Source organism: Corynebacterium minutissimum (assembly GCF_000805675.1).
GTDB classification, from domain to species: Bacteria; Actinomycetota; Actinomycetes; order Mycobacteriales; family Mycobacteriaceae; genus Corynebacterium; species Corynebacterium minutissimum.
In genome coordinates, this window is record NZ_JSEF01000017.1 from 41,064 (window position 1) to 62,228 (window position 21,165).

Sequence of the window (21,165 nt, forward strand, 5' to 3'; positions counted from 1 at the left end):
CGCGCGCCGAGCGGGGGTGAAGCTTAAGCCTCCGCCCCCGTAGCTTGGTTAATCAGCCACGCATACTCAAACGCGCTCTGCTTCCACTTGGCATAGCGGCCCGACACACCACCGTGGCCGGCGGCCATCTCGGTCTTGAGGAGGAACTCGCCGCCGGTGGCGACGTCGCGCAGCTTGGCGACCCACTTCGCCGGCTCCACGTAGAGCACGCGGGTGTCATTAAGCGAGGTCAGCGCGAGAATGTTTGGGTAGTCCTGCGCCTGAATGTTCTCGTACGGCGAGTAGGACGCCATGTAGTCGTAGACCTCAGGGTCGTGGAAGGGGTCACCCCATTCTTCCCACTCCACCACCGTAAGCGGCAGCTCCGGCATGAGAATGGAGGTCAGCGGATCCACGAAGGGCACGTTGGCCTCGATGGCCTTAAACCGATCTGGTGCCATGTTCGCCACCGCGCCCATGAGCAGGCCACCGGCGGAGCCGCCCTCAGCCACCAAGGTGTCCGGCGTGGTCACGCGGCGCGCGATGAGGTCATCGGCCACCGCGATGAAGTCAGTAAACGTGTTTTTCTTGGCCAGCATCTTGCCGTCGTCGTACCAGTTACGGCCCATCTCGCCGCCACCGCGAACGTGCGCCATGGCAAAAATCATGCCGCGGTCCATGAGAGACAAACGGAAGACCGAGAAATACGGGTCCATGTTCGCCTCATAGGAGCCGTAGCCGTAGAGCAGCGTCGGGTTCGGCTGCGTGCGGTCGAGGTCCGCGCGGTGCACGATGGACACCGGCACCTTCGTCCCGTCAGGCGCTTCAGACCAGACACGATAGGCCACGTACTCATCTTTGTCATAGCCGCCAGGGACTTCCTGTTCCTTCAGCAGCGTGTACTCCCCGGTGGCCACGCGGTAATCAAAGAGCTGGGCTGGCTGGATGAAGGAGGTGTAGCTCACGCGCAGCACCGGTGCATCCCACTCTGGGTTGCCAGCCACACCGACGGTGTAGAGCTCCTCGTTGAAGTGAAGCTCGCTTAAGGGCGTCCACCCCTCCCGCACGTCCATCACCGCCGCACGGCCAATACCGCCGCGGCGATAGCCCACGACGATCTGGTCGCGGTAGCAATCCACGCCCTCGATGCGCACGGAGTCATCGTGCGGCATGAGGACAGTGAGGTCGCGCAAGGCTGGAAGCTCATCAGCAACCGCGCAATACCCCAAGGCAAAGTTGGGACCCGTGGCGTTGTGCGTGACAACCCAGTAGTCAGTGCCGTCCACAATCGCGTGGTCAACGTCGTAGTCCACGCCGGTCTCGCGCTCCCACAGACAACGGAAATCACCCTCCGGGGTAGATTGCTCAAGTACCCACGCCTCATTCGTCGTCTTTGAGCCGGAGACAATCACGATGTACTTCTCGCTGCGGGTCGTACCTACTCCGATGCCGAAGCGCGAGTCCTCCTCGCGCATTACCACGACATCCTCCGACTGCGGGGTGCCCACGCGGTGGCGCCACACAGTATCCGGGCGCCAGGCGTCATCCACGGTGGTGTAGAAGATGAACTCCTCCCCTACCCACATCGCGCCGTAGAAGATGCCTTCCAGACGATCCTCCAACAGCTCACCGGTACGCAGATCCTTGATGAAGAGCTCAAAGCGCTCATCACCGGCCACGTCCACGGAATAGGCCAGCAAGTCTCCGGAATCGCTCACCGTGGACGCGCCCAAGGCGAAGAAGTCGTGGCCTTCGGCGAGCGCGTTGACGTCGAGAAGCACCTGCTCCCCTTCCGGCGCCCCTGTCTCCGGGATGGTCGGCGGGGTCCACGGATCGGAGCCTTCCGAGACCGGGATGCGGCAGCTGTAGCCGTACTCCTGCCCCTCCTCGGTACGGCCGTAGTACCAGTACTTGCCGCGGCGCTGGGGCACGGACATGTCCGTCTGCTTAATGCGGGACTTGACCTCGGTGAAGATGTTCTCCGTCAGGGTCTCCAGGTGCGCGGTGCGCTCCTTGGTGTAGGCGTTTTCGGCCTCAAGGTACTCGCGGGTTTCCGGGGCGTCTTTCGCGCGCAGCCACTCGTAGTTATCAACAAAGCTGCGGCCGTGGAACTCTCGCGTGATGGGGCGCTTAGCAGCAATCGGTGCGTTCATTCAGCCTCCTTAAAAGGTGGTTCCGGACAGGCGCTCAAAGGCCTCAACGTAGCGCGCGCGGGTGGCCTGGACAACGTCGTCTGGCAAGCGCGGCGGCGTGGACTCCTTGTCCCAGCCGGAGTTGGTCAGCCAATCGCGCACGTACTGCTTGTCAAAGGAGGGCTGGGCTTTGCCTTCCTCATAGGTATCGGCCGGCCAGTAGCGCGAGGAGTCCGGGGTGAGGACCTCATCGGCCAAGACCAAGGTGCCGTGCTTATCGACGCCAAACTCGAACTTCGTATCCGCCAAAATAATGCTCTTCTCCTCCGCCAACGCGGCTGCTGTGGCATAGATGCGCAGGGTCGCCTCGCGCAGCTCTTCGGCGCGTTCGCGGCCGAGCTTGTCCACGACTACGTCGAAGGACACGTTCTCATCGTGGTCGCCCTGCTCCGCCTTGGTGGCCGGGGTGAAGATGGGCTCGGGCAGGCGGGAAGCCTCGGTGAGCCCCTCGGGCAGCTCGACGCCGCATACGCTGCCGGATGCCTGGTATTCCTTGAGTCCGGAGCCGGTGAGGTAGCCGCGGGCGACGCACTCGAAGGGCAACATGTCGAGCTTCTGCACCACCATGGCGCGGCCGAGGACTTCTTCGGGGATGCGCTCATCATCGAGTGGGCCGGCGAGGTGGTTGGGGAAATCGATGGCGTCGAAGAAAAACATCGAGGTCGCCGTAAGCACGCGCCCCTTGTCCGGAATGGCCGGTTCCAGCGCATGGTCATAGGCGGAGATGCGGTCGGAGGCCACCATGAGCAGGGTGTTGTCGTCGATATCGTAAATATCGCGCACCTTGCCGGAGGCAATGTGGGTGTAGGAAGAAAGTTCTGGACGCATGACAACCATCCTAGCCCCGTCTACACTGCATCAAGATACGTCCCTATCCCGAGGAGTTAGACCATCATGCGCACTCGCGTGACCTCTCTTGTGACCTCTGCTGCGCTGGTGTGCGGCGCCCTGTCTGTGCCCGCTGCGCACGCAGCCGACGTCTCCGTGCGCGAGTCCGCGCACGGCCAGTGGCTGTGCTCAATGTCGGCGTCGGCGTCGGATCGCGAGCTGGCTCGCGACGTCCGCGAAGGCTACATCAACACCATCCGTGCGACCTCAGAGCAGGTTCAGGCACAGTTCCCGAAGCTGGACTTCTCGGCGTACACCTCGCGGGACGTGCGCAAAGCGCCGGGTTATACAGCGACGGTGGCGGCGCTGGGCAGGGCCGGCTACACCGGCGCAGACATGCTCATCATCTTGGTTGGTGCTTCTGCCCCAGAGGCGCTGGTCGCAGACGAGTCGGTGTTGCTGCCTGAGGACGCCGAGTATTCCATCAACGCAGCAGCCGCCCGCGCTGAGAAGGGCCCGGCGCCCCTACTGTCAACGGGTAGCGATTTCAGCCCTAAGCTTCGCACCGCCCTGGCGGAAAACCAGGCACAGGAGAAAGAAGCCGTCGACGCCTTCAACGCGGCCCAGTCACAGGCCTTCGAAGAGTGCGTTTCTGAGCTACGCGAACGCGGCGCGGAAGAGGGCATTCAGGAAGTTCCGGAGCTGACAATTCCGGGCGAGACCACGCAGGAGAAGAGCTCGTCTACGGGCGCTGCGGTCATTGGCGTGATGGTGGCGCTCACCGCGATTATGGTTGGCGGCTACCTGGCCTCCAACGGTAAGTCGATCGGTGCCTTCGGCGGCTTTGAGCTGCCGGTGCTGCGCGTCCCGGGGCTTGGCTAATGGCAGAGGCAGAGGAGCCACGTTCTGACGAGCTGGCAGTCGTCCTAAGCGACGACGGTGCCCTCGTCCTCGGCCCCGCAGCTGAACTCGAGCGCTTTTCTGATAGCACTGACTCCTCTCCCATCACTCCCCAGCTCCTCCAGCGCGCCGGCCAGGTACTCACTGGTATCGAGGACTATCAGAAAGAATCGGGACGGTGGCTCAAGCTCGACGCCGAATCGGCTGCGTATCTCAAGCGCATGGGAATGAAGCCGGGCGATATTCGGGCTGGTGTCATCCGCGTGAAAGACACCCCACGCGGGGCGAAATCTGCCAACGGCGGCGCGCTTCTTAAGCACGTGAAGTTTGACAAAGCCGGGTTGCTCACGCCCGCAGCACCGATGGTGTTGGCGTCGATGATGCAGCAGATGGCCGTCGAGAAGCAGATGGCGCAGATGCAGACTTACTTAGAGCGCATCGATGCGAAGCTCGATGCGGTGCTGCGCTTCCAGCAGGACACGCTGGCGGGAGAACTTGACGGGGTTGCGGAAACGCTGGCTGAGGCCGCTCTCGTCCTCGAGGGCACTGAAAAGGTTACCGATACGCAGTGGGCCACCGTCCAGCACCTCAACGCCGACCTGGCCAAACTGCAAGGCCGAGTTTTGCGGCACCTCACCGCAGTGGCCGAGCGGATGGCGCAATCCAAAACCTCGCCCGGTAAGGTCAAGGAGACCTTTCAAAAGACCAACGCTGAGGCTCGCTTCTGGCTTTACGAACTAGCCCGCACCGTGCAGCTGCAGAACCAGCTGTACATACTGCAACTCAACCGCGTCACTGCCGTGGAGGGCGACGTGTCTGCGGACTACGTCGCGGCTGTAGGCAGGGCACGTGAGAAGCGCGCGGCGCGGTTGTTGGAAAACCTGTCGGGGATTGCCCGCATGGCGCATGAGCTGGGCAGCTTCTCGACGTTCCGCAAGGCCATCGATTGGAACTCTCCCCGCGCCGTGCAGGAGGTCAACCGCTTCTTTGCCCAGCTGCGTGACTTCGCCGATGCAGCTAACCTGGCCGTCGAAGGAACGGAGAACTTAGAGCCCGTCCGCCACATCGATGCCTTCCGCGAGCTGACTGCCTCCAGCACCAACATGGCCCGCGAGGCCGCTGGTGTTGCGCAGCAGCGCACCTTAGAAGCCCGCGAAACCGTAGCCAACCGCGCCCGGCAAGCCTGGGGCACAACCCGCAGCGCCCTCGAGGCCGCGACGAAGGGCGCAGACAACGCGCCGGATAAAGCAGAAAGTGACTAGATGGTCGTTTCGATCAAATAAGGGCCAGAAAATTCGATCTGGGCAACCTTATTTGATCGAAACGTACATGGACCGGGCCAGCGCGGTACGTTTTCGTAAATAGCGCCCTGAAAACCCACGTTTGAGAGGGCTTGTCTGCGAAAACGTACCGCCAAGGGTGGGAAGCTAGAGGATGTCGCCCGGGGTGTAGGACGCAGCATGCGGGTGCTGGTCCGCGAGGGCCTTGATACGTCCAAGCACCTGGGCCACTTGGGACTCGGCGGCGCCGATGAAGGCGTGCTTGTCGGAGAGGGCGTCGGCAAGCGCGGCGGCGTCGAGCGGGAGGCGCTCATCCGCAGCGAGGCGCTCCACTAGGTCCTGCTCACCGCCGTTCTCGCGCATGTTAAGCGCGACAGCGACGGCGTTTTCCTTAATAACCTCGTGCGCGGTTTCGCGGCCCACGCCCGCGCGCACGGCCGCCATAAGGATGCGGGTCGTGGCGAGGAAGGGCAGGTAGCGCTCCAGCTCGCGGTCAATCATGGCCGGGAAGGCGCCAAACTCAGCCAACACAGTGAGGAAGGTTTCAAACATGCCGTCGAGGGCGAAGAAGGCATCGGGAAGCGCAACACGGCGCACCACGGAGCAGAAGACGTCACCTTCGTTCCACTGCTGGCCGGACAAGTCCGCCACCATGGTGAGGTAGCCGCGCAGAATGACCTGGAAGCCACCGACGCGCTCGCAGGAACGAGCATTCATCTTGTGCGGCATGGCGGAGGAGCCCACTTGCCCCTCCTTGAAGCCCTCCGTCACCGTCTCGTTGCCGGCCATGAGGCGAATCGTCGTGGCCAAGGAGGACGGTGCAGCGCCCAGCTCCACCAATGCGGAGACAGCGTCAAAGTCGAGCGAGCGCGGGTAGACCTGGCCCACCGAGTTAAAGACACGGGAGAAACCAAGGTGGTCCGCAATACGCGTCTCCAGTGCAGCAAGCTTGTCCTCGGAGCCGCCCATAAGATCCAGCATGTCCTGGGAGGTGCCCATCGGTCCCTTGATGCCGCGCAGTGGGTAACGGCTGAGCAAAGACTCGACGCGCTCGATGCCGAGCAGCATCTCATCAGCGGCAGAAGCGAAGCGCTTGCCCAAGGTCGTGGCCTGCGCTGCCACGTTGTGCGAGCGGCCAGCCATCACCAGCGTCTGGTATTGCGCGGCGCGCTCACCGATGCGCGAGACCACCGCAATAGCCTTATCACGCACTAGCTCCAGGGAGCGCAGAATCTGCAGCTGCTCGACGTTTTCGGTGAGGTCACGCGAGGTCATTCCCTTATGGATGTGCTCAAAGCCGGCCAGGGCATTGAACTCCTCGATGCGTGCCTTAACGTCGTGGCGCGTAATGCGCTCGCGCTCCGCGATGGACGCGAGGTTGACGTTATCGACCTGCGTCTCGTAGGCGGCGATGGCCTCGGCGGGCACGTCGACGCCGAGGTCCTTTTGCGCCTTCATCACCGCAATCCAGAGCTGGCGCTCCAGGATGATCTTGTTCTCCGGAGACCAGATTTCAGCCATCTCGGGGGAGGCGTATCGAGCGGACAGGACGTTGGAAATGTTCTTCTTTTCAGCCACGTCGCTCATTATTCCACGCCGCGGGGCACTAGATACTAATTTCACCCTTCGCCGCGCGGGCAGCGATGTCGGTGCGGAAGAAGCTACCGTCCAACTCAATGCGGCGGATGACGTCGTAAGCGTAAGCGCGAGCCTCCTCCAGCGTGGCGCCCTTGCCCAGGACGTTGAGGACACGTCCACCGTTAGAGACCACGCCGCTTTCCGACGTCGCCGTGCCCGCATGCAAGATCTTCGTGGGGTCTTCAAGGTCCGGGGAGGTAATGACATCGCCCTTGCGCGGGGACGCCGGGTAGCCCTCAGCTGCGAGCACCACGGTCACGGCGTAGCCATCCTCCCACTCCAGAGGGGCAAGGTCCGCCAACTGACCGGTGGCGGTGGCGTTCAAGACCTCTCCGAGTGGAGACTTCAGCAGGGACAGGACCGCTTGAGTTTCCGGGTCACCGAAACGAGCGTTGAACTCGACAACGGCCGGGCCTTCCATTCCCCATGCCAAGCCGGCGTAAAGCAGACCCGAATATGGGGTGCCGCGGCGAACCATCTCGCGGGCGACGGGGACACAGACCTCGTCGACGATGCGCTGCACGCTATCCTCCGGCAGCCACGGCAGTGGGGTGTAGGCGCCCATACCGCCGGTATTGGGGCCCTCGTCGTTGTCGTAGGCGCGCTTGTGGTCCTGGGCCGGCAGCAGCGGAACGACGGTTTCGCCATCGACGAGGCAGAAGAGGGAGACCTCCGGGCCATCCAGGAAAGACTCCAGCAGCACCGGGTTGCTGGCCGCATGGACGGCGTCGACGTGTGCGCGGGCCTCCTCGCGGGATTCGGTCACCACCACTCCCTTGCCGCCGGCGAGGCCATCATCCTTGACCACAAAGTGCGGGCCAAAACGGTCGAGGGCCGCTTCAATGTCGGCCTCCGCGACGCCCGGCGCGAGTTGTTCCGCACGAGCAGTGCGCACACCGGCTGCCGCCATGACGTCTTTGGCGAAGGCCTTGGATCCCTCAATCTGAGCCGCGCTTGCCGACGGCCCAAACACCGCCACCCCACGTTCCCGCAAGGCATCAGCCACACCGTTGACCAGCGGGACCTCCGGTCCAATGACGACAAGGTCCGCAGCGATATCAAGTGCGAGCTCCACCATGCGGGCAGGGTCATCCACCTGGGAGTACTCCGGGTGGACCGTGGCCTGCTGCGCATGCGCCGGGGAGCCCGGAGCGATGTGCAGATCGGTCACAAAAGGATCAGCCTTGAGGCCGGTGAGCAGGGCGTGTTCGCGGCCGCCCGAGCCAATTACGAGTATGCGCATGCCGTCCATCTTAACTGGCGGTAGCCTAGGGGCCATGTCTTCTGTATTTACTAAGATCATCAACGGTGAGCTGCCCGCTCGCTTTGTGTACCGCGACGAGAAGTGCGTCGCCTTTTTGTCCATCGAACCGCTGCGCTACGGCCATACCCTCGTGGTTCCGGTGCAGGAGGTTGACAAGTGGACTGATCTGGATCCTGAGACCTGGGCACACCTCAACGCCATCGCACAGGAAATCGGCGGCGCTATCAGCACCGCCTTCGACACCCCACGCGCTGGCTACATCATTGCAGGCTTCGACGTTCCGCATACCCACATCCATCTCTTCCCTGCGGAGAAGATGGAGGACTACGACTTCACCAAGGCCTTCGCCGCTGACGCCACCGACCCCGCCGCTATGGACGAGGCCGCCGCGCGTATCCGCCAGCACCTCGGCACCGACGAGGAAGGCAAGCGCAGCTAGTCTGCCTGCTCGGCCTTCGGCAGGCACACAGTAAAGACGGAGCCGCGGCCCAGCTCAGATTCCACAGAGATCGAGCCGCCGTGCTGCTCCACCAATGACTTCACGATCGCCAGGCCCAAGCCCGAGCCACCAGTATCTCGAGTACGCGAGGTATCCGCGCGGTAGAAGCGCTCGAAAATGTGGGAGGCATCCTCGGGAGAGATGCCTTTGCCGTCATCGGAGACGTCGATAAGCACGTGCTCCTCATCGTCCCGGAGAGTGAGCGTGACGGACGCATCCTCGCCGCCGTGGCGAATACCGTTGGACACGAGGTTGAGCAGCACCTGGTGGAGGCGGTCCGGATCGCCGTCCACAATGGGGATATCAGTGGCCTCATTGTTGACGTTGATGGTGCGGCCGGCAAATGCCGCGCGCGCCGAAGAGCCTACCGAAAGCACCAGCTCCAGCATGTCCACCTGGCGCATATCTAGGCGGTTGCCCTCCGCACGGGTCAGGGACAGTAGGTCTTCCACCAGCAGAGACATGCGCTTCGACTCAGCGTCAATCTTGCTGAACACAAACTCCGCATCCTGCGTCGCACCCGAGCGATACAGCTCGGTATAACCGCGCAAACTGGTCAACGGAGTGCGCAGCTCGTGGGACGCATCGCCAACGAAGCGGCGCATCTGCTGCTCCTTCTCCTGCGCGTCGACCACGGAATTCTGCAGCCGGCCCAGCATGACGTTGAGCGCTGCGGCAAGCTGCCCCACCTCGGTATGCAGCGGCCATTCCGGCACGCGTTTGTCTAAGTTTCCGGCCGCGATTTGCGACGCCGTCTTCTCCACCACCCGCAACGGCCGCAAGGCCCTATGGATGAACCACATGCCCACGATGGCGATGATGAGCATGACCACCGCGGCGATAATGACCTGCACGATGGCCAGGCCTTTGAGAATAGAGTTCTCTGTGGTCATGTCCTTGGCCACGACCACCACGGAACCATCGGGTTTTACTGCGGCCACCGCGCGCCACTCGGTGTCGCCCTCCGTCGAGGCAACGCTCATCGGTTCGCCGCCGACGTAGACATCCCGGACATCGGGGATGGCGGCCATAGGGCCTGTGGAGACCACGGATCCGTTGGGGTAATAGGCAATCGCCACGTAATCCGTCGGTGGACGGCGGCTGCGGTCCTGGGTGTAGAAGGTTTCGTCGAGGTTGCTGGCCCAGGAATGGAGGGCGTCGTTCAGCTCTGTGTCCACGCGGGTATAGAGCACGTTGCGCATAATCGACGAGACCGCCAGCGAGGACATCGCCAAACCGATGCCCGAGACGAGCACCATGAGCACGAGCAGCCACGTGCGTAGCGGCAAGGCTTTGGGGCGCTGGATGCGGCGGCGCTGGGTCTTCTCGCTCACACGAGTGACCCCGGAATCCGAGGCCTGATTGTTGGTGGTATCGCTCATGCTCTCTTCAGCCTACGAGCGGGGCATGCGCAGAACGTAACCCACGCCGCGCACGGTGTGGATCAGCGGGGTATCGCCGGTGTCGATCTTGCGACGCAGGTAGGAGATGTAGGACTCCACGACGTTGCCGTCGCCGCCGAAGTCGTAGTGCCACACGTTGTCCAGAATTTTCGACTTGGACAGCACCACCTCGCGGTTCTGCATGAGGTAGCGCAGGAGATTGAATTCGGTGGGCGAAAGCTCAACGATCTCGCCGCCCTTGGTGACCTCATGGGTGTCATCGTTGAGAGTGAGGTCAGCATAGGACATGGTGGCGCCGCCATCCTGGTCTTCCGTGGCGTTGCCACGGCGCAGGATGACGCGCAGACGGGTAATGACCTCTTCCAAGCTGAAGGGCTTGGTCACGTAGTCATCGGCACCAATGGTAAGGCCGTGGATGCGCTGGTCGACGGAGTCCTTGGCAGTCAGGTACAGCACGGGTCCGTCGAGGCCTTCGCTGCGCAGCTTGCCCAGCAGTTCGAAGCCGTCCATGCCGGGCATCATGACGTCCATGATGTAGGCATCCGGGTTAATCTCGCGAGCAATACGCAGGGCCTCGTTGCCGGAGTTAGCGCTGTGAACGTCAAAGCCCTGGAATTTCAGGGAAACGGTGAGCAGCTCAACGATATTCGGCTCGTCATCGACGACGAGTACCTTGATGTCCTTGGAATCATCCATGGTCCCGCTTAATCCTTTCTCCGCTGAGCTCGATGCCACGACGGGGCACTTGGGGCGCAGCCTTTGTTCAGGTATCTCATTCAAAGAAATGAGTATGGCATTGCGCCTTCCCAGGGTACTGAGCGGAGTCTGTGCGTGCGCTGTGAACCGAAAGACGGCTGGATGTTTGCCTAAAATAACGAACCATGACACACGTTTCCCAACGCACCGACCGCCTCACCGTGGCTGCCTGGGCCCTGTGGGATTGGGGTTCCGCCGCCTTCAACGCGGTGCTGGTGACGTTCATTTTCTCGGTCTATCTCACCGATTCGGTGGGCCAGCAGATCGACTCCCAGTTCACCCCGGCGCAGTGGTTGTCCTGGTCCATGGCTGTCGCGGGCCTTGTCATCTTCGCCGTGACCCCGATTATGGGCCAGCGCTCGGACCGATTGGGCACGCGGCGCCGGGCCTTAGGTTTCTGGTCGCTGCTGACGTTTCTCGTCATGGCCAGCTTGTTCTTCATCCGCAACGATGCACCACTGTACTTCTGGCTCGGCCTTGCCGGCTTGGCGGTCGGCAGCGTGACTATCCAGTTCGCGGAGGTCAATTACTTCGCCCAGCTCAACCAGGTGGCCACGGAGGACAAGGTGGGGCGTGTGTCCGGCTTGGGCTGGTCCGCGGGTTATTTCGGTGGCATTGTGCTGCTGCTCATCTGTTACTTCGGTTTTGTGGCGGGCGAGGGCGGCGCGCTGGGACTGAGTACCGAGGGCGGCTGGAATATCCGGCTGGTTGCGCTGTTGGCGGCGCTGTGGTTTGGCTTAAGCGCCATTCCGGTGTTGCTCCGGGTGCCTGAGATTGCCCCGTCGGGTGACACCACCGGTGGCGTGGCGGCGTCCTACCGCGAGCTCTGGCGGACGTTGCGCTCGCTGTGGTCGGAGGATCGCAACGCCTTTGCCTTCCTTTTTGCCTCCGCCATCTTTCGCGATGGTTTGTCGGCGGTGTTTAGTTTCGGTGCGGTGCTGGGAGTCTCGGTCTATGGGCTTTCGCCTGGCGACGTCCTCATGTTCGGCGTCGCCGCCAACGTTGCGGCCGCACTAGGCGCGGTGGCGGGCGGGCTTATCGACGACCACGTCGGCCCCAAAGCCATTATCCTCACCTGCCTGGCGATTCTCACCGCCATGGCCGGCGTGATGTACGTCGCGCAAGGACCGACGGCCTTCTGGATCTGCGGGCTGATCCTCTGCCTCTGCGTGGGGCCAGCCCAGGCCTCCGCGCGCGGCTTCTTGGCGCGCGTTGCCCCGCCGGGCCGCGAGGGTGAAATGTTCGGGCTCTACGCCACGACGGGACGCGCAGTCTCGTGGCTAACGCCTTTCCTGTTCGGTGTCTTTGTCTCCCTCATGGGGCAAGGTGACCGCGGTGGCGTGCTCGCCATCGGCCTGGTCCTTCTTCTAGGAGCGCTCGTCCTTATCCCCGTCAAGGACCCCGCCAAGGCTTAACGCTCTCACACGCTAGAAGTCCTGTGGACGCGGGATGTTGCGCAGGTTGGACTTCGCCATGCTGAGCATCTGGCCCACACCGCCGTCGAAGACGGTGCGGGTAGCCGCCTTGGAGAAGCCCATGAGCTGCTCGAAGGTGAGCGTCGGTGGGAGGGAGAGGGCGTTGGGGTCGGTGACGACGTCGATAAGCGCTGGCCCCTCGTAGGCCAACGCCTCCTTGATGAGGCGCGGCGCGTCCTTCGGATCCTCGATGCGGAAGTGCTTGATGCCCGCAGCTTCGGCGATCTGGGCGAAGTTGACGTGCTCGTGGTCGGTTTCGTGCTCTGGGAGGCCCTGAACGAGCATCTCCAGCTTGACCATGCCGAGGGAGGAGTTGTTAAAGACGACGGTCTTGAGCGGCAGGTTGTGCAGCTTCACGGTGAGCAGCTCACCCATGAGCATGGAGAGGCCACCGTCACCGGAGAAGCTGATGACCTGGCGGCCCGGGTTCGCGGCCTGGGCGCCGATAGCCATCGGCAAGGCGTTTGCCATGGTGCCGTGGCGGAAGGACCCAATCTGCTCACGCTTACCGTTCGGGGTGATGTAGCGCGCGCCCCACACGTTGCACATGCCGGTATCAACGGTGAAGATCGCATCCTCGTCGGCTTCCTTGTCGATGAGGTCCGCGATGTACTCCGGGTGAATCGGGGTGTGCTTCTCCACACCGGAGGTGTAGGCCTCCACCACGTGCTCCAGCTTGTCGTAGTGCTTCTTGAGCATCGTGTCGAGGAAGGAGCGGTCCTTCTTTTCATCGACGTGCGGCAGGATGTTCTCAATGGTGGCGGCAACGTCACCGGTCACCGGGTACTTGATGCGGGTGCGGCGGCCGATGTGGGGGCCGTCGATGTCGACCTGCGCCACGTTGGCATCTGGCAGGAAATCGTTGTACGGGAAGTCCGTGCCCAAGAGGATGAGCAGGTCGGCCTCGTGGGTAGCCTCGTGGGCCGCACCGTAGCCGAGGAGGCCGGACATGCCGACGTCGAAGGGGTTGTCGTACTGGATGTACATCTTGCCGCCGAGGGCGTGACCAATGGGTGCCTTGATCTTTTCCGCGAGAGCCAGAACTTGCTCGCGGGCGTTCTTCACACCGGCACCGACGAAGAGGGCGACGGTTTTGGCCTCATTAATAGCCTGGGTCAAGGCAGCGGCCTCGGCCGGGTCCGGGTAGACAATGGGACGTCCTGCGGAGATAGCCGAGGACGTAAAGGTGTCATCCTCTGCCTCCTGCATGGAGACATCACCGGGGATAACGAGGACGGAGACGCCGTTGCCCGCCATGGTGGACTGGATGGCGTGGTGCAAGACAACGCCTCCCTGCTCAGCAGAGTTCACCATTTCGCAGTAGCCGGAGCATTCCTGGAAGATGGCCTCCGGGTGGGTTTCCTGGAAGAACTTCGAGCCGATCTGGCGCGATGGGATGTGGCTAGCAATGGCGAGGACCTTGGCGCCGTTGCGGTGGGCGTCGTAAAGCCCCTGGATAAGGTGCGTATTACCCGGGCCGCAGGAGGCAGCGCACACGGCCAGCTTGCCGGTGGTGAGAGAATCCGCCTCCGCGGCGAAGGCAGCGGCCTCCTCATTGCGGACGTGGACCCACTCGATGGAGGAGCGGCGCACCGCATCCACGATGGGGTTAAGGGAGTCACCCACAAGGCCGTAAATACGCTCGACGCCTTGGGCCTCGAGCATCTCGACGAGTTGTGCAGCATATGTGCGTGCCATGAAGTCTTCCTCTCTAACGTTTATTGTGAACAGGACCCCAGTGTTGCTCTAACAGGGCCGGTTTCGCCACAGTAAAGCTGGATTCTCACGTAAGAATTCCTTTGTGACCTCAACAACAAAACCCTTTATTCAAGATTGAAACTGTAACGACCGTTCGCTAGAGTTTCGCAGCATGACAAACGCACAGACCACCGCGCCTACCGACGCCCTCCGCACCTCCGCGACGCGCCGCTGGACCTTCTTTGCCGTCGTCTCCTTAGGCCTGCTCATGATCGGTCTGGATAACTCGATTCTCTACACCGCGCTACCGGAGCTTTCCGAGCAACTCCACGCCACCTCACTGCAGCAGCTGTGGATCATCAACGCCTATGCCCTGATGCTCGCCGGTCTCCTACTGGGCACCGGCACGTTGGGCGACAAAATTGGGCATCGCCGAATGTTTGTCATTGGCCTGTGGATTTTCGGTGCGGCGTCGTTGACAGCAGCACTCGCGCCCGGCGCGTGGGAGCTCGTCGCTGCCCGCGCCTTTCTGGGGCTCGGCGCCTCCGTCATGATGCCCGCCACGCTGGCCCTTATCCGCTTGACCTTTGAGGATGAGATTGAGCGCAACACGGCGATTGGTATTTGGGGCTCGATTGCCGTCGTCGGTGCCGCGGCGGGCCCTACCGTGGGTGGTTTCCTGCTGGAGCACTTCTGGTGGGGCTCGGTCTTCTTGGTCAACGTGCCGATTGTCATCATCGCGCTCGTGCTCACTGTGTTTCTCGCCCCGCCGAACGTGGCGAATCCAGCCAAGCACTGGGATGCCCTGTCCTCACTGTATGCGCTGGTGACGCTGGCATCCCTCGTGCTCGTCATCAAATCTGTGGCCAGCTCCCACCTCAACGCCATGCTCATCGGCGGCGCACTCGCTGCCTGCCTTGTCGGCGCCGTTTTGTTTACGCGCCGCCAAGACACACTGGAGGATCCCCTCCTCACCTTCGACATCTTCCGCTCCCCTATCTTCACGGGAGGCGTACTGGCAGCGGCAGGCGCCATGTTTGGCATGGCGGGCTTGGAGATGACCACAACCCAAAAACTTCAGCTCGTAGACCTGTACTCACCGTTGCATGCCGGGCTCATCATCTCCATCATCGCGCTGGCAGCACTGCCCATGTCTGCCCTGGGTGGTGCAAACCTGCACCGTTGGGGTTTCCTGCCGATTATTGCCGGCGGCTTCCTCTTCATGGCCGGGGGCATCGGCTGCACCGTCTGGGGTGGGCACCGCGAACTCTTCCCGGCCTATATGGCGGGACTCTTCCTCACCGGTGTGGGCGCGGGTCTTGTCATGTCGGTGTCCTCCACCGCCATCATCGGCGCGGCACCAGCATCGCGCTCCGGCATGGCCGCAGGCGTGGAAGAGGTCTCCTATGAATTCGGCACGCTGCTCTCCATCGCGGTGACGGGCTCGCTCGTGCCGTTGCTGTTCACGCGCGGCCTGCCTGAAGACATCCAGGAGCTAGGCATGGAGGCGCTATACACACCGGAGCTGGTCGAGGTATCCTCCGGCGCTTATACCCACGCCTACCTCAGCACCGCCGCCGGGCTCGCCATGGTGATGCTCCTCTTCGCCGCGGTGACCGGCTGGTGTTTCCGCAACAATCCAAAGTCTGGAGGTGCCGATGCCACGCATCAGTAAAAAGATCGAAGCGCTCGAAATAGCGCTCATCATCATCGCGAAGGACGGCATGCATGCGCTGACCTACGATTCCCTCGCCACAGCTACTGGTATCAGCAAGTCCGGACTCATCTACCACTTCCCTACCCGGCACCAGCTGCTCATTGACTGCCATACGCTGTGCGCGGAACGCTGGGAAGAGGAACTTATCCACCTCTCCGGCGGCAAGACCGCAGATCAACTCACGGAACGTCAGCGCTACCGCGCAGCCATCGAATCGATGGGCAAGAATGACCCGCTCATTGAGCTGCTCATGTCCATCCACGCGCAGTCGCATCCGGACTTTCAGGAGGTATGGAGGGACGTCGATAAGCGCTGGCTCCCTGACCCCGCCACGGCGGACGAGTCCGTGCTGCTGGCGTCGGTCATTGCACACGGTCTGTGGGTACACGACCACCTCACCGAGCGCCCCCTGCCGCCACGCCGGCGCCGTGCGCTTATCGACGTCGCCCTCAGCCACCTCTCCAAATACTGTAAGGCTGAGTAGTTTGAGCTGGAGACGAGACTTGAACTCGCAACCTACGCATTACAAGTGCGTTGCGCTACCAATTGCGCCACTCCAGCACCGCGGATGATCCGCTAGGGGAATCGTACCCGAGTCCACCCCAAGGAAGGAAAGCCGGGGTCTGTGTGCTGCACAAAAGCGTGCGCCGCGCCACACTAAAAGCACTGGCAGGTGCATAAATCGGCGACAGTTACTAAAGTGCTGATTTACCGAACCCAGAACTGTTGTTGAGGTCTTTCTTTTTCCGTGTCTGTTCTTTCTTCGTTTCGCCAGCGCCTGCGCGATGGCTCGGCGCACGTCGCCACCATTGACGCCGCTAAAGCTGCTCCGCCGCCTTCCCCGCTTGCCCCGGTTGATCTGACCGACCCGGCGCAGGTCACGGGTGTCATGGAGATTGCCGCGCGCGTCGGTGAAATCCTCATCGCAGCAGGCACGGCGAATACGGACGCACAGGCACAGATCCACCTCGTGGCCTCCTCCTATGGTCTGCACTATTGCCACGTGTCGATTCTGCTCAACACCATCACGATTCACACCGCGATTGGCACCGGCGCTAACCGCCGCAACCTGCACGTATTCCGCGTCGCGCCGAGTATTGCGGTGGACTTTACCAAGTTGTCCGCGGTAGACCGCCTCATTCGCTCTATCCACTCGGGTGCCACTCCGCCGTCGATGGCGGAGAAGATTCTCGATGATATCGATGCAATGAAGAATCCGTACTCGAAGAAGACCATCGTGAGCGCCTGGGGCGCTATGGGTGGTTTTATTGCCGTGATGCTGGGCGGCGACCTGCTCGTCGGCGTGGTCACGTTCCTCATCTCGGCGCTCATTATGGGCACGAACATGTTCTTGGCCCAGTACCGCCTGCCGCCCTTCTATCAGAACCTCGTGGGCGGCCTCTTGGCGGTTGTTCCGGCGGCGATCTTGTACAACGTGTTTGCGCAGTTCGGCATCCAGATGCTGCCCTCACAGATCATTGGTTCGGGCATTATCGTCCTCGTGGCTGGCCTGACGCTGGTGCAGTGTTTGGTGGATGGCATCACGCGCGCGCCGGTAACGTCCTCGGCGAAGTTCTTTGAGGCCCTCATGTCCACCGGCGCCATCATCGCCGGTGTGGGTTTGGGTATCCAGGTGGCCGGGTGGCTGGGCTTTAGCCTGCCGCCTTTGGCCACGTTGGCACCGCCCGTCTACCACCAAATCCCGCTGCTCGTGGTATGCGGTGGAATCGGCTCGGCGGGTTTTGCGCTGGCACTGGGCGCGTCGTGGACAGAGGTCGCCATCTCCGGACTGACGGCCGCCGCCGGTATGGTCTTTTACTATTCCATCGTCGTGCCGTTTGGCGTAGGTCCGGTGGTGGCCTCGGGTATTTCGGCGGTGGCTGTGGGCCTGGCCGGTGGTTTGCTCTCCCGCCGCTACATGATGCCGCCGCTCATCACGATGATTGTGGGCTATACGCCCATGCTTCCCGGCCTAACGTTGTACCGCGGCATGTATGCCACGCTGAACGAACAAATCATCACCGGTCTGACCAACCTGGCCAGTGCCTTGGCCATCGCCGGCGCGCTAGCGGCCGGCGTGGTGTTTGGTGAGCGCGTGGCCCGTCGCCTGCGCCGCCCGAAGTACTTCCGTCCTTACACCGCCTTCAAGCGCCTAGGCACCTTCTCTTTCGCCCGCGCCACGCGCTTGGCGCAGCGCGCCCGCATCCCGCGCGTGCCCATGTCCCCCTTCGCCCCTCGTCACAACCTGCCGGCCCCGCCACCGCAGTATGGGCCGAAGCCACCGACCCCGGCACAGCAGGCTCGCTTCCAGCAGGGCGATGCGGTCACCGATATGTGGCCTGCTACCACCCAATTCCCTGCGCAGCGTCCCACCTACACGGTGCCGGGCAAAGACGCCCCCACCACCCCGCCGGCCGAGCAATAGCGTAGAATAGCCGGTCTGAAAGCTTTCACACTTCATTCCAGGAGGACTCCGTGCCACCCAAGGTCACAGACACTCAGCCTGCCGCTGATCAGACTCATGCCGTCGAGGAAGAGACCGCCCGCGCCGCGCGCCGCGTTGTTGCTACCTACGCCGAGGATTTCCTGGACGGCGTGACACTCATGTCGATGCTGGGCGTTGAGCCAGAGGGCTTGGTTCACCGCAAGGTACTGGCAGAGCACGAAGACGCTGCGCCGAAGAAATCCACGAAGAAGGCGTCCAAGAAGGCCTCGAAGAAGGCGACTAAGAAGTCAACAAAGAAGGCCACCAAGAAAGCCACTAAGAAGGCGACGAAGAAGTCCACCAAGAAGGCAACGAAAAAGGCCACCAAGAAGACCATTAAGAAGGCCTAAGTATGCCCGGGCGCTCCAATAGCTTCGTCGTCGTGGCTAACCGCCTGCCGGTTGACCTCGAGACCAGCCCAGATGGCACCCGCACGTGGAAGGCCTCGCCAGGCGGGCTCGTCACCGCGCTCTCCCCGGTCTTGGAGAAACACCACGGCTGCTGGGTGGGCTGGCCAGGCGTGGCTGATGAAGCCCCGGAGCCCTTCACCACGGACAATGGGGTATTACTCCACTCGGTGCGCCTGACCCAGGACGATTATGAAGCCTTCTACGAGGGCTTTTCCAATGCCACACTGTGGCCCTTGTACCACGATCTCATCGTCACACCCATCTATAACCGCGACTGGTGGGACGCGTACCGCGAGGTCAATCTGCGCTTTGCCAACGAAGTCGCCGCCGTGGCCGCAGAAAACGCCACGGTGTGGGTACAGGACTACCAGTTGCAGCTCGTGCCGGGGATTCTGCGCCAGCTGCGCCCAGACCTCACCGTTGGTTTCTTCCTGCACATTCCTTTCCCCTCCCCCGATCTCTTCCGCCAGTTACCGTGGCGTGAGGAATTGGTACGCGGGCTTCTCGACGCCTCCTTGATCGGCTTCCACCTCGAATCCAACGCCCACAACTTCCTCGAGCTCGCGCGCACCCAAGGTCTGGAGGTCGAAGGCGAGGTAAGCACTCGCCGTGTTACCGCCCACATCACCACGAATAGTGGGCATTCCGTGGGCGTGGCTGCCTTCCCGATTTCCATTGCGGCGGGTGAGTTCGGAGGTGGGGGTGATGAGGGGGACGTCGCTAAGCTCCGCGCCGAATTGGGAGATCCGAAGCGCATCATTTTGGGCGTGGACCGCTTGGACTATACGAAGGGTATTTTGCAGCGTCTCACCGCGTTTGAGGAGCTGCTCGAAACGGGCGCGCTGGACCCGGCGGAGGTAACCCTGGTGCAGCTGGCAACGCCCTCGCGGGAGCGCATTGACCACTACCGCGCCACGCGCTCCAAAGTGGAGGAAGCCGTGGGCCGCATCAACGGGCGCTTTAGCCAGCTCGGCCGGCCGGTGGTGCACTATCAGCACCGTTCCGTGCCTAAGAACGTGCTGCGCAGCTACTACCGTTTGGCGGATATCATGCTGGTCACGCCGTTTAAGGACGGCATGAACCTCGTGGCCAAGGAATACGTGGCCTCTCATGGCGATGGTTCGGGCGCACTCGTGCTTTCTGAGTTTGCTGGTGCCGCGGTGGAGTTGCCGCAGGCGAATCTGTGTAACCCCTTCGATATCGAGTCCATTAAGCGCGCGCTGCTTTCGGCGGTCAAGGCCCTTGATGAGTCCCCGGAACTCATGCGCGAGCACATGCTGGCAATGAACCGCCAGGTTCGTGAGCATGACATTGCGCTGTGGTCGGAATCCTTCCTCGGCGCTCTGAAGGAGGCATGATGCGCAGGTTTTCTATGGCGCTCGTAGCGCTGTGCCTAGCCGCGCTTCCTGCCTGCGGGTCCGCTGAGGAGGAACCTGCTCCGCGGAGTGATGAGAGGGTCGTCGGCAAGCAATGGCAGGTCACGAACCTGTACACCACTCCAGAAGCACCGTCGGCCATCGCGCCGGATACGGCGCAGGTTCCACACATGAGCTTCGGTGAGCACACGGTGGTGGGCTCGACGGGATGCGTGCCGTTTACCGCCGAGGTGTCTTTTACCGAGGGTGATAAGGACTCCACGATTTGGGAGGCCGATGGCATGCATGTGGACAAGGTCGACTACGAATCGGTGCCGTCGAACGAGGACTGCACAGGGTCGGCGCTGTGGGCGGACAAGCTTCTGCGTACCCTCATCGCGCAGGGTCATGACTTTGATTTTGCGCTGAACCACAACAACCAACTGGTGTTGACGCTGCGCACAGACAAGGTGGATTCCCCCATTATTCGGATGGCCTCGCTCTAGGACTAGGGCTTTAGGGCTAGGGTGGGCTCCATGATGGATGCTCTTGCCTCAGCCGCGCACCTCGCGGTGGTGTCCGATTTTGACGGCACGCTCGCCGGTTTCGCCACGCGCCCAGACGCCGTCCAGCCGGAGAAGCGCTCTCTCGACGCCCTTGCGTCGCTTGCGCAGCTGCCCGACACCACAGTGGCGGTGTTGTCAGGCCGCCACCTCGACGGGCTCAAGCGCGTGTGTCCGCTGCGTGAGCCGGTGCTCATGGGTGGCTCACATGGTGCGGAATCCTCGTGGGAGGAATCCCCGCTGACCCCGGAAATGAAGGCGCATCTGGCCAAGAAAGAGTCGGAGATTGAGGAGATCATCGCCCGCCATCCCGGCGCGGAGCTGGAGGCCAAACCTTTCCAGCGCGTGCTGCACTTGCGCGCTCTAGAGCTCAAAGACCCCGCTGCTGCCGCCGCGGCGTATGAGGAGGGCTTGGCCTTAAGCGCGGATGGATTCCCCAAGACGGCGGGCAAGTGCGTTGTGGAGTTTTCCGCCACGCAGGCAACAAAGGGCACGTGGATTAAGACCTTGCGCGAGCGCGTCGGCGCTACGGCCATGGTCTTTCTAGGTGATGACACGACCGACGAGGACGGTTTCGCCGTGCTCAACCAACCGCCGGACCTCGGTGTGAAGGTGGGCGAGGGCGATACCTTGGCCACGCATGGAGTCGCGGATGTGGCGGCGGTGTCGGATTTTCTTGACGAGCTCGCGGCCGCCCGTGCAGCTCACGTTTCGCGTTAATAG

18 protein-coding genes and 1 tRNA gene are annotated in these 21,165 nt (G+C 62.4%); 11 read left to right on the forward strand and 8 right to left on the reverse strand.

From position 1 onward, the window contains the following. Positions 1-23 precede the first annotated feature (23 nt). Both NX84_RS10995 and NX84_RS11000 read right to left on the reverse strand, forming a co-directional pair. Positions 24-2,132: a S9 family peptidase gene (locus NX84_RS10995; protein WP_039676536.1), complete on the reverse strand. Its 2,109-nt coding sequence runs from the start codon at positions 2,130-2,132 to the stop codon at positions 24-26. Positions 2,133-2,141: 9 nt separating this feature from the next. Further along, positions 2,142-2,999 (reverse strand): phosphoribosylaminoimidazolesuccinocarboxamide synthase, encoded by an 858-nt coding sequence (locus tag NX84_RS11000; RefSeq protein WP_039676538.1) that lies wholly within the window; start codon positions 2,997-2,999, stop codon positions 2,142-2,144. Positions 3,000-3,065: 66 nt separating this feature from the next. Here NX84_RS11000 and NX84_RS11005 point away from each other — a divergent pair, with 66 nt between their 5' ends. Both NX84_RS11005 and NX84_RS11010 read left to right on the forward strand, forming a co-directional pair. After that, positions 3,066-3,881 carry a hypothetical protein gene (locus tag NX84_RS11005; RefSeq protein WP_039676540.1) on the forward strand — a complete coding sequence of 272 codons (816 nt, stop codon included), beginning with the start codon at positions 3,066-3,068 and terminating at the stop codon, positions 3,879-3,881. Beyond that, positions 3,881-5,161 (forward strand): S1 domain-containing protein, encoded by a 1,281-nt coding sequence (locus NX84_RS11010; RefSeq protein ID WP_039676542.1) that lies wholly within the window; start codon positions 3,881-3,883, stop codon positions 5,159-5,161. The genes NX84_RS11005 and NX84_RS11010 overlap by 1 nt, the downstream gene beginning before the upstream one ends. A gap of 165 nt (positions 5,162-5,326) precedes the next feature. On the opposite strand, the gene purB is transcribed toward NX84_RS11010, so the two are convergent. Both purB and purD read right to left on the reverse strand, forming a co-directional pair. Then, a complete protein-coding gene (gene purB, locus NX84_RS11015; protein WP_039676544.1) occupies positions 5,327-6,766 on the reverse strand; it encodes an adenylosuccinate lyase in 1,440 nt (479 codons plus the stop codon). A gap of 19 nt (positions 6,767-6,785) precedes the next feature. Beyond that, complete coding sequence (purD, locus tag NX84_RS11020) at positions 6,786-8,060, reverse strand: phosphoribosylamine--glycine ligase (protein WP_039676664.1); 1,275 nt, start codon at positions 8,058-8,060, stop codon at positions 6,786-6,788. 34 nt (positions 8,061-8,094) lie between these two features. Here purD and NX84_RS11025 point away from each other — a divergent pair, with 34 nt between their 5' ends. Continuing rightward, positions 8,095-8,520 (forward strand): HIT family protein, encoded by a 426-nt coding sequence (locus NX84_RS11025; protein WP_039676546.1) that lies wholly within the window; start codon positions 8,095-8,097, stop codon positions 8,518-8,520. Here NX84_RS11025 and NX84_RS11030 read toward each other — a convergent pair. Together NX84_RS11030 and NX84_RS11035 are read right to left on the reverse strand one after the other, a co-directional pair. Continuing rightward, the gene (locus NX84_RS11030) at positions 8,517-9,962 is read right to left on the reverse strand and encodes a sensor histidine kinase (protein WP_039676548.1); all 1,446 of its coding nucleotides are present in this window, start codon (positions 9,960-9,962) and stop codon (positions 8,517-8,519) included. The two genes, NX84_RS11025 and NX84_RS11030, sit on opposite strands and share 4 nt — an antisense overlap. A 12-nt stretch (positions 9,963-9,974) precedes the next feature. Continuing rightward, positions 9,975-10,679, reverse strand: coding sequence for a response regulator transcription factor (locus NX84_RS11035; RefSeq protein WP_039676550.1), 705 nt, complete (start codon positions 10,677-10,679; stop codon positions 9,975-9,977). Positions 10,680-10,864: 185 nt separating this feature from the next. On the opposite strand from NX84_RS11035, the gene NX84_RS11040 reads away from it, so the two are divergent. Next, positions 10,865-12,154 carry an MFS transporter gene (locus tag NX84_RS11040; protein ID WP_039676551.1) on the forward strand — a complete coding sequence of 430 codons (1,290 nt, stop codon included), beginning with the start codon at positions 10,865-10,867 and terminating at the stop codon, positions 12,152-12,154. 12 nt (positions 12,155-12,166) lie between these two features. On the opposite strand, the gene NX84_RS11045 is transcribed toward NX84_RS11040, so the two are convergent. After that, positions 12,167-13,912 (reverse strand): pyruvate dehydrogenase, encoded by a 1,746-nt coding sequence (locus tag NX84_RS11045; RefSeq protein ID WP_039676553.1) that lies wholly within the window; start codon positions 13,910-13,912, stop codon positions 12,167-12,169. 172 nt (positions 13,913-14,084) lie between these two features. Here NX84_RS11045 and NX84_RS11050 point away from each other — a divergent pair, with 172 nt between their 5' ends. Continuing rightward, complete coding sequence (locus NX84_RS11050) at positions 14,085-15,587, forward strand: MFS transporter (RefSeq protein ID WP_039676555.1); 1,503 nt, start codon at positions 14,085-14,087, stop codon at positions 15,585-15,587. Beyond that, on the forward strand, positions 15,571-16,113 hold the full coding sequence (locus NX84_RS11055) for a TetR/AcrR family transcriptional regulator (protein ID WP_039676557.1): 543 nt from the start codon (positions 15,571-15,573) through the stop codon (positions 16,111-16,113). Before NX84_RS11050 ends, NX84_RS11055 begins: the two co-directional genes overlap by 17 nt. 4 nt (positions 16,114-16,117) lie before the next feature. On the opposite strand, the gene NX84_RS11060 is transcribed toward NX84_RS11055, so the two are convergent. Then, positions 16,118-16,190, reverse strand: a tRNA-Thr gene (locus tag NX84_RS11060). Between the two features lie 187 nt (positions 16,191-16,377). On the opposite strand from NX84_RS11060, the gene thrE reads away from it, so the two are divergent. Genes thrE through otsB form a run of 5 tightly spaced genes read left to right on the forward strand, consistent with a single transcriptional unit; the run spans position 16,378 to position 21,162 of the window. Continuing rightward, positions 16,378-18,054, forward strand: coding sequence for a threonine/serine exporter ThrE (gene thrE, locus NX84_RS11065; RefSeq protein WP_039676559.1), 1,677 nt, complete (start codon positions 16,378-16,380; stop codon positions 18,052-18,054). A 50-nt stretch (positions 18,055-18,104) separates the two neighbouring features. Further along, complete coding sequence (locus NX84_RS11070; protein ID WP_039676560.1) at positions 18,105-18,464, forward strand: hypothetical protein; 360 nt, start codon at positions 18,105-18,107, stop codon at positions 18,462-18,464. 2 nt (positions 18,465-18,466) lie between these two features. Beyond that, the gene (locus NX84_RS11075; RefSeq protein WP_039676561.1) at positions 18,467-19,882 is read left to right on the forward strand and encodes an alpha,alpha-trehalose-phosphate synthase (UDP-forming); all 1,416 of its coding nucleotides are present in this window, start codon (positions 18,467-18,469) and stop codon (positions 19,880-19,882) included. Next, complete coding sequence (locus tag NX84_RS11080) at positions 19,882-20,385, forward strand: hypothetical protein (protein WP_232235739.1); 504 nt, start codon at positions 19,882-19,884, stop codon at positions 20,383-20,385. Before NX84_RS11075 ends, NX84_RS11080 begins: the two co-directional genes overlap by 1 nt. Positions 20,386-20,415: 30 nt before the next feature. Beyond that, a complete protein-coding gene (otsB, locus tag NX84_RS11085) occupies positions 20,416-21,162 on the forward strand; it encodes a trehalose-phosphatase (RefSeq protein WP_039676565.1) in 747 nt (248 codons plus the stop codon). The last annotated feature ends 3 nt before the right edge of the window (positions 21,163-21,165 follow it).

Excerpts from the sequence above, each read along its gene's own strand:
- NX84_RS11080 (WP_232235739.1), top strand. The coding sequence starts at position 19,882 with ATGCGCAGGTTTTCTATGGCGCTCGTAGCGCTGTGCCTAGCCGCGCTT.
- NX84_RS11045 (WP_039676553.1), bottom strand. The coding sequence starts at position 13,912 with ATGGCACGCACATATGCTGCACAACTCGTCGAGATGCTCGAGGCCCAA.
- NX84_RS11030 (WP_039676548.1), bottom strand. The coding sequence starts at position 9,962 with ATGAGCGATACCACCAACAATCAGGCCTCGGATTCCGGGGTCACTCGT.
- NX84_RS11010 (WP_039676542.1), top strand. The coding sequence starts at position 3,881 with ATGGCAGAGGCAGAGGAGCCACGTTCTGACGAGCTGGCAGTCGTCCTA.
- purD (WP_039676664.1), bottom strand. The coding sequence starts at position 8,060 with ATGCGCATACTCGTAATTGGCTCGGGCGGCCGCGAACACGCCCTGCTC.
- NX84_RS11055 (WP_039676557.1), top strand. The coding sequence starts at position 15,571 with ATGCCACGCATCAGTAAAAAGATCGAAGCGCTCGAAATAGCGCTCATC.
- NX84_RS11050 (WP_039676555.1), top strand. The coding sequence starts at position 14,085 with ATGACAAACGCACAGACCACCGCGCCTACCGACGCCCTCCGCACCTCC.
- NX84_RS11075 (WP_039676561.1), top strand. The coding sequence starts at position 18,467 with ATGCCCGGGCGCTCCAATAGCTTCGTCGTCGTGGCTAACCGCCTGCCG.
- NX84_RS11035 (WP_039676550.1), bottom strand. The coding sequence starts at position 10,679 with ATGGATGATTCCAAGGACATCAAGGTACTCGTCGTCGATGACGAGCCG.
- NX84_RS10995 (WP_039676536.1), bottom strand. The coding sequence starts at position 2,132 with ATGAACGCACCGATTGCTGCTAAGCGCCCCATCACGCGAGAGTTCCAC.
- NX84_RS11005 (WP_039676540.1), top strand. The coding sequence starts at position 3,066 with ATGCGCACTCGCGTGACCTCTCTTGTGACCTCTGCTGCGCTGGTGTGC.
- NX84_RS11040 (WP_039676551.1), top strand. The coding sequence starts at position 10,865 with ATGACACACGTTTCCCAACGCACCGACCGCCTCACCGTGGCTGCCTGG.
- NX84_RS11000 (WP_039676538.1), bottom strand. The coding sequence starts at position 2,999 with ATGCGTCCAGAACTTTCTTCCTACACCCACATTGCCTCCGGCAAGGTG.
- otsB (WP_039676565.1), top strand. The coding sequence starts at position 20,416 with ATGATGGATGCTCTTGCCTCAGCCGCGCACCTCGCGGTGGTGTCCGAT.
- purB (WP_039676544.1), bottom strand. The coding sequence starts at position 6,766 with ATGAGCGACGTGGCTGAAAAGAAGAACATTTCCAACGTCCTGTCCGCT.
- NX84_RS11025 (WP_039676546.1), top strand. The coding sequence starts at position 8,095 with ATGTCTTCTGTATTTACTAAGATCATCAACGGTGAGCTGCCCGCTCGC.